Genomic DNA, 11,642 nt, shown 5'->3' with positions numbered 1-11,642 from the left:
ACTTGCTAGTCTTCGGGGGGTGCGGCAACAATGGACCCCGTCGCCGCCGAGCAACACCGACCCCGGTTCGACCTGAACGGCGGGCGACGTTTTTCAGGGAATACCTCGCCTCCCGACCGGAGCGGGGACGACAAGCGACATGGACAGAAACGACGGCCATCCCATTTCCGAGACCACGCTGGTCTTGATGACGTCGGACGCGTCCGCCAAGCCGTCGCCCCCTTCCTCGATGACCGATCCGACGATTTCCGGCCAGCGCCCGGCCCCGGGCGAGCCGTTCGTGCTGCTGGTCGAGGACAACCCGATCAACCAGGTGGTGGCGCTGGAATTCCTGGCGCTGATGGGCTTGAAGACGCAGCTCGCGCGCAATGGCCAGGAAGCGCTGGACCTGTGCGAGCACGCGGCGCCCAGCCTGGTGCTGATGGACATCCAGATGCCGGGCATGGACGGCCTGGAATGCGCGCGCCGGCTGCGGGAGCAGCAGGCGCAGGGCAGGCTGCCGCGCTTTCCGATCCTGGCGCTGACGGCGCACGCGCTGGACAGCGACGTGGCCGACAGCCTGAAGGCCGGCATGGACGAGCACCTGACCAAGCCGCTGGACTTCCTGACGCTGCGCCGGCGGCTGGCGCGCTGGCTCGATTTGCCGCAGCTCAACGACTGACCGAAGCTGACAGTCGCCTTCGGCGGCATCCTCGGCTGGCTGATCAAGCGATGAACGCCATGACGCGCACCGACCGTCAGCCCCCCGCCAGGAAACCCTCAACGATCGCGAAGTGCTCCGGCACGTTCAGTGCGGGCGCGTGCCCGCAACCCGGCACCGTCACCACCTCCGCCCGGGGCCCGCGCACCCGCATCGCCTCGGCCGTCTCCGGCAACAGCAGATCGGAGCTCTCCCCGCGCAGGCACAGCACCGGCAGGCTGAGCGAATCCCATTCGGTCCAGCGCTTGTAATCGTCCGGATGGACGAAGAACTGGCGCACCATCGCCGGGTCGTAGTGCGGCGTCACCCGGCCGTCCGGCAGGCGGCGTGTCGAGGTCTCCGTCAGCCGGCGCCATTGCGCCGCGCTCATCCAGCCGTAGGGCTGGTAGATCTGACGGAAATAACGCTCCAGCTCGCTCACCGTGTCGAAGGCCGCCGGGTCACCGGCATAAGCACGGATGCGCTGGATCGCGGGTTCGGCGAGCTCCGGCCCGATGTCGTTCAGCACCAGCCGGCGGATGCGGCCGCGCAGCGAGGTCGCCGCCGCCAGCAGCCCGATCGCGCCCCCCATCGACGTGCCCACCCAATGGCAGTTGGCCAGCCCGAGCTGGTCCACCAGCGCCACCGCCAGCTTCACGTAGAAGGCCAGGTGGTATTCGTTGTCCGGGTCCGGGCTCCACTGCGACAACCCTCGCCCGATCGTGTCCGGGCAGATCACGCGATAACGCCCGGACTGCGCCAGGTGCGCCGCCAGATCGTCCATGTCGCGCCCGGTGCGCGCCAGGCCATGCCAGGCGATGACCGGCGCCGCGCCCGGATCGCCCCAGTCCATGTAATGGAGTTCGCGGCCCTCGCAGCGCAGGTAGTTCGACGTCGACTTCAAGTGCTTCTCCTCGCCTGCCGCAGGCGCCCGACCAGGCCGTTCGGGAAGTGGTACACGGCCAGCACGAACAGCACGCCCAGCCACAGCAGCCAGCGCTCCGGCGCGATCAGCTGCGACAGCACCGGCACGCCCTCCACCGCCGACGCGCCGACCCGCATCAGGTCCTGCAGGTAGCTCTGCGCCAGCACGAACAGCGCGCTGCCGATCACCGCGCCGTAGATCGTGCCCATGCCGCCGATCACGACGATCAGCAGGATGTCCAGCATGATCTCGAAGGACAGCGAGGTGTCCGGCCCGTTGTAGCGCAGCCAGATCGCGAGCAGCGCGCCCGCGAGCGTCGCGAACATCGCGGCCAGCAGTGTGGACAGCGTCCGGTAGGTCACCAGGCGGTAGCCGATGGCCTCGGCGCGGAAGTCGTTGTCGCGGATCGCCTGCAGCACCCGCCCGAACGGCGAATTGACGATGCGCAGCAAGGCCAGCACCAGCACCAGCGTCACGACGAACAGCAGGTAGTAGCTCAGCAGCCGGCCGTCGACGGACACGCCGAGGAAGGGCTCCTCCAGGAATTCAGTCGACGGCGACAGCAGCGCGGGCAGGCGGAAGTTCAGGCCGTCCTCGCCGCCGGTGAAGTCCGACAGCTGCGACGCCAGGCCCTGGAAGGCCGCGGCGACGGCCAGGGTGATCATCGCGAAGAAGATCGCCTTGACCCGCAGCGAGAACAGGCCGATGACCAGCGCCAGCAGCAGCGACAGCCCCAGCGCGCCGCCGATGCCGATCGCCAGCGCCGTGAAGCCCGGCTCCAGTCGCGTGCTCGCGATGGCCACGCCGTAGGCGCCGATGCCGAAGAACATCGTGTGGGCGAAGCTGACGATGCCGGTGTAGCCCAGCAGCAGGTCGTAGCTGCCGACCAGCACGATGAACACGAGGATCTTGGCCGCCACGTTGAGCGCCTTCGTGCCGGGGAACACGAAGGGCGTCAGCGCCAGCGCCAGCACCGTGAGCAGCAGCAGCGCCGCCAGCACGCGGCTGCGCGGCAGGTCGTGGGACAGCAGGGATCGGATCAGGGACATGAGGGCTCCACTCAACGGTGGCTGACCGGATAGAGGCCCTGCGGCCGCCACAGCAGCACGGCGACCATCAGCGCGATGTTGGAGAACAGCGCCGCCTTGGGCGCCAGGAAGCCGCAGTAGTTGGCCATCAGTCCCACCAGCAGCGCGCCGGCGAAGCAGCCCAACGTCGAGCCCAGGCCGCCGATGATGATGACGATGAAGATCAGCGTGTTGACCTGCGCCCCGATCTGCGGGATCACGCTCTGCTGGTACAGCCCCCACAGCACGCCGCCCAGCCCCGCCAGACCGGAACCCGCGACGAACACGGCGACGAACAGCCGCCGGATGCGGTAGCCCAGGCTCTCCACCATCTCGCGGTCCTGCACGCCGGCGCGGATCAGCAGGCCCAGCTTGGTCCGGTTCAGCAGCCACAGCAGGCCGGCGAAGACCAGCAGCCCCACGACGACGGCCAGCAGCCGGAACTTCTCGACCGCCACGTCGCCGACGATGAGCGCGCCGCGCAGCGACTCGGGCGGCTGCAGCGGGATCATCTGCGGCCCCCAGACGAGCTTGATCAGCTCCTCGCCGATGATCATCCCGCCCATCGTGATCAGGATCTGCTTCAGGTGCATGCCGTAGACCGGCCGCACCAGCACCCGCTCGAACACCAGCCCGAGTGCCGCCGCGCTGACGATGCCCGCCAGCGCGGCCACGGCTACCGCGCCCAGGTTCGCGGCCAGCGAAGGGCTCGCCACGAACCCGCCCATCGCGCCCATCACCGTCGTCGCCACGAAGGCGCCCAGCGCGATGAACACGCCGTGGCCGAAGTTCAGCACGTCCATCAGGCCGAAGACCAGGGTCAGTCCCGAGGCGATGACGAAGACGATCAGGCCCATCGCCAACCCGGCGATCGTCAGCGTCGCCCAGCTCGACGCCGACCCGATCAGCGGCAGCGCGCCCAGCGCGAGCGCCGCGATCAGCAGCAGCGGAATCAGGTCGAAGCGCGCCTGAGGCACCGTGTCGGTCGCCGGCGACGGCGCGGCGGAGGATGGCGTCGAGAAGGCGTTCATTGGTGCGCCGCCAGCGACAAGCCCAGCAGGCGCTGCTGCAGCGCCTCGTCGGCCGCCAGCTCGGCCATGCGTCCGGCGTGCACGACGCGGCCGTCGTCCATCACCGCGACCCCATCGCCCAGCGCCTGCGCGACCATGAAGTTCTGCTCGACCAGCAGCACCGTCGTGCGCGCGCCGTCGCGGCCGCGCTTGATCTCCTGCAGCGCCTCGATCAGGTTGCGGATGATGGCCGGCGCCAGGCCCTTGGTCGGCTCGTCGATCAGCAGCAGCCGCCGCGGCTCCACCATCGCGCGCGCGATCGCCAGCATCTGCTTTTGTCCGCCGCTGAGCTTGCCGGCCGGGTACAGCCAGAACTTGCGCAGCGCCGGGAACAGGCCGAAGAGCCAGTCCAGCCGCGCGGTGTCCAGCTCGTCCAGCGAGCGCGCCCCGCGCGCCGCCAGCAGCAGGTTCTCGCGCACCGTCAGGTCGCCGAAGATGCCCATGTTCTCGGGCACGTAGGCGATGTCCAGGCGCGCGATCTCCGGCGTCGGCAGCGCCTGGATCGGAAGCCCGTCCAGCAGCACGCGACCGGCGCCCGCGCGCCACAGTCCCATCACCGTGCGCAGCGTCGTCGTCTTGCCGGCGCCATTGCGGCCCAGCAGCATCGTGACCTCGCCCTCGCGCGCCGCGAGGTCGACGCCATGCAGGATGTGATACGCGCCGATGTGCGTGTGCACGCCCTCCAGGCGCAGCAGCGCACGGTCCGTGGCGGCGCTCATGCGGCCTCCGGCATCGCCAGGCCCAGGTAGGCGTTCTGGACCACCGGCGAGGCGATCACCGCCGCCGGTTCGCCGTCCGCCACCAGTTGCCCGTTGTGCAGCACGACGATGCGGTCGGCCAGCTCGCGCACCACATCCATCTTGTGCTCGACCAGCAGGATCGTATGGGTGCCCTCCGCCTTCAGCGCGCGGATCAGGTCCAGGATGACCGGCACCTCGTCGACGCTCATGCCGGCGGTGGGTTCGTCGAACAGGTAGACCTTGGGGCGCAGCGCCATCAGCATCGCCACCTCCAGCTTGCGCTGGTCGCCGTGCGGCAGGCTGGCGGCCGGCGCGTCGGCGCGATGCCCCAGACGGACGCGCTCGACGATGGCCTGCGCCTCGTCCAGCAGCTCCCGGTGATGCAGCCAGACCGACAACATCCGCAGTCCCTCGCCACGGCGCGACTGCACGGCGAGCCGCACGTTCTCCCGCACGCTCAGCGTCGGGAACAGCTGCGTCAGCTGGAAGGCCCGCCCCAGCCCGCGCCGGGTGCGCAGCGGCGCGGCCATGCGCGTCAGGTCCTCGCCGTCGAGCAGCACGCGCCCGGCGCTCGCGCCGAGCTGGCCCGAGATCAGGTTGAAGTAGGTCGTCTTGCCGGCGCCATTGGGCCCGACGATGGCGGTCAGCGTGCCCGGATGGAAGGCGCAGCTGACGCGGTCCACCGCCGTGTGGCCGCCGAAGCGGATGGTGAGGTCGCGGGTCTCGAGCATGCGTGCAGGGGTGGCTGGCCGGCGCCTCAGGGGCAGGTGCCGATCACGTAGTAGTTGGGCGCGGTCCGCTTCAGCGTCGTCGTGGCGTAGATGTTCCACAGGCCCATGGCCTGGTTGGAGCCATTCGCGTAGGTCAGGCCGTACAGCGCGTAGGCGCGGCCGGAGACGGTGTGGGTGTAGTTCGACGAGGTGAAGCAGACCGGCGCCGGCGTACCCGGATCGCCGGGGTCGCCGGGATCGCCGCCCGACACCTGGTCCACCATCGCCTTGAGCGCGGCGACCTGCGTCCCGGCCTTCTGCGCGAAGTTGGAGCCGTACCAGCCCACCCAGTCCCAGCAGCCGTTGGGATTGGGCAGCAGGCCGCTGGCGGCCGTCGAGCGCGCGGTGTTGTCCACCCGGGTCTGCGGGAACAGCACGACGATGCTGTTGGTGTCGGCCCAGCGCGAGAAGCCGGTGTTCCTCACGAACTTGTCGCCGATGGTCGCGTAGTTCTGCTGGCAGCCATGCAGCGCGACATGCAGCTTGCAGGACTGGCCCGCCGCGCAGTTGGCCGGGATGTAGGCCCAGCCGCTGGTGGCCAGGCCGGGGTTGGTGCTGAACGCGGTCTGGTCGAACTCGACGTAGTTGGCGGCGGCCGGGCTGTCGTTGCGCGCGTTGAGCGGGCCGTACAGCTGCGTCAGCACAGCCTTGGCGCCGTCGTAGCCGCAGTTGGCGATGTAGGGCGAGGCGCTGGTGCCGCAGCTGGTGTTGCCGCTCGCGTCGAAGTCGGTGGGCAGCACGTGCGCGGTGCCGCTGCGCTGCACGTAGGAGAGATTGGCCGCCGTCACGCCGTTGTCGAGGTACTGCGTCTGCACGGCGTTCATCGGGTTGGGCCCGACTGTCGCGTCGCTGGTGCCGACGAACAGGTAGACCTTCTGCGCGGCCACGTTGCTCTTGGCGTCGATCGCCGTGCCGCTCCAGTTGTTGAGGTCGGCCTGCATCGTGCTCAGCGCCGATGCCGGGATCGTCGCGTTGTACATGCAGGCCGTGTAGTTGCTGTGGCCGGCGCACATGTAGGGCCCGCCGGCGAAGACGCCCACGCCCTTGAAGGTCGATGAATGCGCGTAGCCGAGCTGGTTGGCCATGAAGCCGCCGGACGACAGCCCCGAGACGGTGATCTTCGTCTTGTCGATGTTGAGCGCCGGCAGCGGCGCCGCCGCCTGCGCGGCGCCCGCCGCGGCCAAGGCCAGCGTGACCGCCAGGGCGAAGGCCGGCGCGGCGGGCGCCAGCGCCCGGATCGTGGAACCACGGACTGGGGAAGACTTCATGGAAACCTCCTGGACGTCGGGGACGGTGGTGGGTCGCCGGGCCGCGCCGCGACCGGTCGCCACGGGTTGGCGACCAGATCGCGAGCCAGTCGCGGGCGGTGGCGATTCGGCAGCGGCGCTCATGCGCCGGGGATCGGTGGACGGGCGAGGGCCGCGGGACGGGCCGCCGCCGGTCAACGCGCGTTGCGGATGGGGATGGCCATCTCCTCCGGCTTGATCTCGCGCACCAGCTCGGGCACGCCCCAGGCGAAGGCGGGGTCGACCTTGATCTTGAAGTGGTACATCGACTGCATCGCCTGGTGGTCTTCCGCGCGGAAGGTCATGCGGCCCTTGGGCGTCTCGAAGCTCATGCCCTCCATCGCCTTGATGAGCTTCTGCGTCGTCGTGTCGCCGCCGGTCTTCTTGAGCGCCTCCACCACCGCGATCGCGGCGCTCATGCCGCCGGCGGTGAAGAAGTCGGGCGGCGACTGGAAGCGCTTGTAGTGGTTGGCCACCAGCCACTCGTTGACCGGGTTCTTCGGGATGCCGAAGTAGTAGTAGGTCGCGCCCTCCATGCCGGGCAACGCCTTGTAGGCGGCCATCGCCGGCAGGATGTTGCCGCCGGTGGCGATCTCGATGCCGTAGCGCTTGAGGTCGAGGTCGGCGATCTTGAACGGATTCCCGGCGCCGGCCCAGATGATGAAGATCACCTTGCGACCGGGCTGGTCCTTGAGCTTGTCGATCAGGCGCTGCGCGCCGGCGGTGAAGTCGGTGGTCGTCGTGGGCAGGTACTCCTCATGGAGGACCCTGGCCTTCTTGATCGCATCCTTGAAGGCCTTCACGCCGTCGCGGCCGAAGGCGTAGTCCTGGGCCAGCGTCGCGATCACGGTGCCCGGCCGGTCCAGCGCCACCGCATTGGAGATCGCGTCCTGCGAGCTGTTGCGTCCGGTCCGGAAGATGTACTTGTTCCACTTGTCGCCGGTGATCGAATCGGCGACGGCCGGCTCGACCAGCAGGATCTTCTTGTACTCCTCGGCCACCGGCAGCAGCGCGAGCGCCACGCCCGACGAGGACGGCCCCACGGCCAGGTCGGCCTTGTCGTCGCCGTAGGCCGCCGCCAGCTGGCTCTTGCCGACGTCCGGCTTGCCCTGGTCGTCCTTCTCCAGGACGACCAGCTTGCGGCCGGCGACCGTCATCGTGCCGCCGGTCGCGTAGTCCAGGCCCATCAGGAAGCCGGTCTGCGTCTGCTTGCCGTAGGCCTCGAGCGGGCCGGTGCGGCTGTAGACGTGGGCGATACGGATCTCCTTGCCTTGCGCGAACGCGGGAAGGCTCGCGCCGAAGGCGGCGCTCAGCGCCAGGGCCGCGCCAGCGGTGGCGCGGATGAAGCCAGGGGTCATGGGCCGGGTCTCCTGTGGGGCGGACCGGTCGTGCGCCGGTCTCGTGCCCCTCCTTCGCAAGGCCCGTGCCGTGCGGGAGAACCCTCGGATTCACCGCACCCATGGCCACGCCACCGTCCAGACTCCAGACAGTGGCGTGCGGTGGCGAACACAAGCCTGTCCGGACTCCAGACGCTGTGTCCGGAGTCCAGGCGGTGCGCGCGGCCCGGCCGCGCGGGCTCAGGTGCGGAAGGTCGCGACCTGCGCGTTGAGCAGGCGGGCCTGCTGCTGCAGCGATTCGGCCGCGGCGGCGGTCTGCTCGACCAGCGCCGCGTTCTGCTGCGTCATGTCGTCCAGGTGGGCGACGGCCTGGTTGATCTGCGCGAGGCCGTCGGACTGGCCCGCGCTGGACTGGCTGATCTCGGCGACGGTGCCGCTGACCTGCTGCACCGACTGCAGGATCTGGCCCATCGCCTCGCCGGCGCGGCCGACCTGGGCGCTGCCGGCGTCGACGCGCGAGACCGAGTCGTTGATCAGCGCCTTGATCTCCTTGGCGGCGTTGGCGCTGCGCTGCGCGAGCGCCCGCACCTCGCTGGCGACGACCGCGAAGCCGCGTCCCTGCTCGCCGGCACGCGCGGCCTCCACCGCGGCGTTCAGCGCCAGGATGTTGGTCTGGAAGGCCACGCCGTCGATGACCGAGATGATGTCGGAGATCTTGCGGCTGGCGCCGGCGATGCCGTCCATGGTCTGCACCACCTCGCCCATCACGTCGGCGCCGAGCTTGGCCCGGTCCGCCGCGCCGATGGCGAGCTGGTTGGTCTGGTGCGCCGCCTGCGCCGAATTCGTCACCTGCTGGGTCAACTCCTGCATCGAGGCCGCCGTCTGCTGCAGGCTGGAGGCCGCCTGCTCGCTGCGCTGCGACAGGTCCTGGCTGCCCATGGCCACTTCCTGCGAGGCATGCTGGATCGAGTCGGTGGCGTCGCGGATCGCGCGCACCAGGTCGCTGAGCCGGACCTGCATCGCCGCCACCTGCGTCAGCACCACACCGATCTCGTCGCTGCCGGCCGCCTGGTTGCCAAGCACCTGGGCGCGCAGGTCGCCGTTGGCCACGGCCTCGACGACTTCACGCATCTGGTCGAGCCGGCGCTTGAGGCCGCGCGCGAACCACTCGACCGCCACCATCGCGGCGATGCCCACCGCGATCACCAGCGTCAGCGCGATCGTCGCGTCGCGCCGCGCGATCGCGGAGACATCGTCGATGTAGACGCCCGAGCCGATGACCCAGCCCCAGGGCTTGAAGCCGGCGACGTAGGAGCGCTTGGGCTCGGGATCCTTGGCGCCGGGCTTGGGCCAGAGGTAGTCGACGAAGCCGCTGCCCTGGCTCTTGACCGTGTCGACGAAGGCGACGAACAGCTTCAGGCCGTTCGGGTCCTTGTTGCCGGACAGGTCCTTGTCGTTGAGCTCCGGCTTGATCGGGTGCATGACCATCTTGGGGCTCATGTCGTTGATCCAGAGGTACTCGTTGCCGGAGTAGCGGATCTTGCCGATCTCGGCCGCCGCCTGCTTGCGGGCCTCGGCCTCGGTCAGGCCGCCGGCGCCGACGCGGTCAAAGTAGCGCTTGGCGATCTGCTCGGCGTTCTTGACCTGCTCCACCGTCGTGATCATCTTCACGTCCAGCAGGCTCATCGCCGACCGGTGGCTGAGCCACATCACCAGCACCACGAAGCCGACCACCGCCGCGAGCACCGCGACGCGCAGCTTGGTCGCCAGCGTCCAGGCCCGGCGCGATGCCGGTCTCGCCGTTCCCGTGGCGCCTGCGGTGGAAGCAGTGGGCGCGGTCGCATGGAAACTGGTCGCGGGCGTGGTCAGCGTGTTCATGGGGTCTCCTGGGCGAGCCGGTGGGTCCGGCCCTTGTCGTGTTCCTTGCCCTGCAATATGCGCATGCCGCCCCGCGCGCGGCAAGCCCTCGAACCCTCGATGAAGCCCATGAACACGGCGCAAACGTGACGATGTGGCGCCGGGCTCACGCCGGGGTGCTGGCGTACGCGTCAGCCTGAAGCCAGTTCCGGGTACTTGGCGAGCTTCTCGTAGAGCGTGGCGCGGGAGATCGCCAGCAGGCGCGCCGCGGCCATGCGGTTGCCGTTGGTGCGGCGCAGCGCCTGCGCGATGGCGGCGCGCTCCAGTTCGGCCTTGCGGGCCGGCAGCGTCGCGGCGGGACCGGACGCCGCCATCGACGCCGGCATGAACGCCCCGTCCTCGATCCGGTCCTGCGCCCAGGGCGCTTGCGGCTCGCCACCCGGCGTCCGGTGGAAGGCCGTCGCCGCCGGGGCGCCCGCCGGTGGCTCGGGCATCGCGGCGATCGCGCGCGCAAGGCCCGCGCCCAGCGGGCATGGCATCGGCACGCCGGGATCCCTCAGGCCGAAGTGGCGCGGCTCCAGCTGCGCCTCGTCGCTCATCAGGAAGGCCTGCTCCAGCGCGTTGCGCAGTTCGCGGACGTTGCCCGGCCACGGCCGCGCCGTCAGCGCGCGCAGCGCCGCGGGGCTCAGCGTCTTCGGCGCCAGCCCGCCGCGGCGGGCGATGTCCTCGAGCAGCACCTCGACCAGCGATTCGATGTCCTCGGCCCGCTCGCGCAGCGACGGCAGGCGGATCGGCAGCACATGGAGCCGGTAGAACAGGTCGGCACGGAATTCCCCGCGCCGCACCATGGCCTCGAGGTCGCGGCTGGTGGCGGCGATGACGCGCACGTCGACCTTGACCACCTCGTTGCTGCCCAGCGGCTCGAGCTCCTGCTCCTGCAGCACGCGCAGCAGCTTGGCCTGCAAGGCGGGCGGCATGTCGCCGATCTCGTCGAGGAAGAGCGTGCCGCCATCGGCCAGCCGGAACTTGCCATCGCGCCCCTTGCGCTCGGCGCCGGTGTACGCGCCGGGCGCGACGCCGAAGAACTCGGCCTCCAGCAGCGTCTCCGGCACGGCGGCGATGTTGACCGACACCAGCGGCTTGCCCGCCCGCCGCGAGGCGGCGTGGATCGCATGCGCCAGCAGCTCCTTGCCGGTGCCGGTCTCGCCCAGCAGCAGCACCGTCGCATCGGCCTGCGCGACGCGGCGCGCCTGCCGCTTGACCTCGACCGCCGCGGGGCTCGCGCCGACGAAGTCGATGATGCGGTGCTTGGGCCGGCGGTTGCGCGACTGCTCGGCGGCCAGCTGGCGGCGCGTCTCGTCGAGCTCCGCCTGGAGGCAGGCGAACTTGTTCATCAGCGGCTGCATCGTCGTCTCGGGATGGTCGAGCAGCACCATGCCCATCGCGCCGATCACCTCGCCGCCCGGGCCGCGCAGCGGCAGCCGGCTGACGAGGAAGGTGCCCGCCTTGTTGGTCAGCAGGTCCACCAGGATGGGCTGGCCGGTGTCGATGACCTGCGCCATCAGCGTGTTGGGCACGACCTCCTCGACGCGGCGGCCGACGAACTCGGACTCGTCGCGGAAGCCCAGCGCCGGCAGGAAGCGCTTGTAGCCCTCGCTGATCCAGACGACGCGGTGCGCGCGGTTCACCACCATCGCGCCCTGGGCCGTGCTGGCCAGCACGTCGAACATCGACTGCGCCGCCAGCCGCAACACCGCGTCGGCATCCTGCGGAATGTCGTTCATGGCTTGTCTCCTTGGCTGCACCCAGGCCGCTCCTGGGCGAAGCGTCCGGGCCCTGTCCGGGGCCCTGTCCGGGGCCGTGTTCGGGGCCGTTTCCGGGGCCGTGTCCGGGTCGAGCCGCCACCGCGTG

Annotated in this window: 10 protein-coding genes; 1 reads left to right on the top strand and 9 read right to left on the bottom strand. The window is 70.2% G+C overall.

Annotation, left to right across the window (positions count from 1 at the left end; translation table 11 throughout):
• Positions 1–139 precede the first annotated feature (139 nt).
• Complete coding sequence (locus FHT37_RS22265; RefSeq protein ID WP_175538143.1) at positions 140–661, top strand: response regulator; 522 nt, start codon at positions 140–142, stop codon at positions 659–661.
• A 76-nt stretch (positions 662–737) separates the two neighbouring features.
• Here the strand turns inward: FHT37_RS22265 and FHT37_RS22260 are convergent, their stop codons facing one another.
• From FHT37_RS22260 to FHT37_RS22220, 9 genes are all read right to left on the bottom strand, one after another.
• A complete protein-coding gene (locus FHT37_RS22260; RefSeq protein ID WP_183484737.1) occupies positions 738–1,583 on the bottom strand; it encodes an alpha/beta fold hydrolase in 846 nt (281 codons plus the stop codon).
• Positions 1,580–2,647: a branched-chain amino acid ABC transporter permease gene (locus tag FHT37_RS22255; protein WP_217648423.1), complete on the bottom strand. Its 1,068-nt coding sequence runs from the start codon at positions 2,645–2,647 to the stop codon at positions 1,580–1,582. The genes FHT37_RS22260 and FHT37_RS22255 overlap by 4 nt, the downstream gene beginning before the upstream one ends.
• A gap of 17 nt (positions 2,648–2,664) precedes the next feature.
• Positions 2,665–3,702, bottom strand: coding sequence for a branched-chain amino acid ABC transporter permease (locus FHT37_RS22250; RefSeq protein WP_183484735.1), 1,038 nt, complete (start codon positions 3,700–3,702; stop codon positions 2,665–2,667).
• On the bottom strand, positions 3,699–4,460 hold the full coding sequence (locus FHT37_RS22245) for an ABC transporter ATP-binding protein (RefSeq protein WP_183484733.1): 762 nt from the start codon (positions 4,458–4,460) through the stop codon (positions 3,699–3,701). Before FHT37_RS22245 ends, FHT37_RS22250 begins: the two co-directional genes overlap by 4 nt.
• Positions 4,457–5,212, bottom strand: a complete 756-nt coding sequence (locus tag FHT37_RS22240) for an ABC transporter ATP-binding protein (protein WP_091720508.1) — start codon at positions 5,210–5,212, stop codon at positions 4,457–4,459. The genes FHT37_RS22245 and FHT37_RS22240 overlap by 4 nt, the downstream gene beginning before the upstream one ends.
• Positions 5,213–5,238: 26 nt before the next feature.
• The gene (locus FHT37_RS22235) at positions 5,239–6,519 is read right to left on the bottom strand and encodes a PHB depolymerase family esterase (protein WP_183484731.1); all 1,281 of its coding nucleotides are present in this window, start codon (positions 6,517–6,519) and stop codon (positions 5,239–5,241) included.
• Between the two features lie 173 nt (positions 6,520–6,692).
• Positions 6,693–7,895, bottom strand: coding sequence for a substrate-binding domain-containing protein (locus FHT37_RS22230; protein WP_183484728.1), 1,203 nt, complete (start codon positions 7,893–7,895; stop codon positions 6,693–6,695).
• 219 nt (positions 7,896–8,114) lie between these two features.
• Positions 8,115–9,752: a methyl-accepting chemotaxis protein gene (locus FHT37_RS22225; protein WP_183484726.1), complete on the bottom strand. Its 1,638-nt coding sequence runs from the start codon at positions 9,750–9,752 to the stop codon at positions 8,115–8,117.
• A gap of 170 nt (positions 9,753–9,922) precedes the next feature.
• Positions 9,923–11,515, bottom strand: a complete 1,593-nt coding sequence (locus FHT37_RS22220; RefSeq protein WP_183484722.1) for a sigma-54-dependent Fis family transcriptional regulator — start codon at positions 11,513–11,515, stop codon at positions 9,923–9,925.
• Between the last annotated feature and the right edge of the window lie 127 nt (positions 11,516–11,642).

The organism is Mitsuaria sp. BK037, from assembly GCF_014193045.1.
Taxonomy (GTDB): Bacteria; Pseudomonadota; Gammaproteobacteria; order Burkholderiales; family Burkholderiaceae_C; genus Roseateles.
Note: the sequence above shows the minus strand (reverse complement) of the source record. Positions and strands in the feature narration are given on the sequence as shown.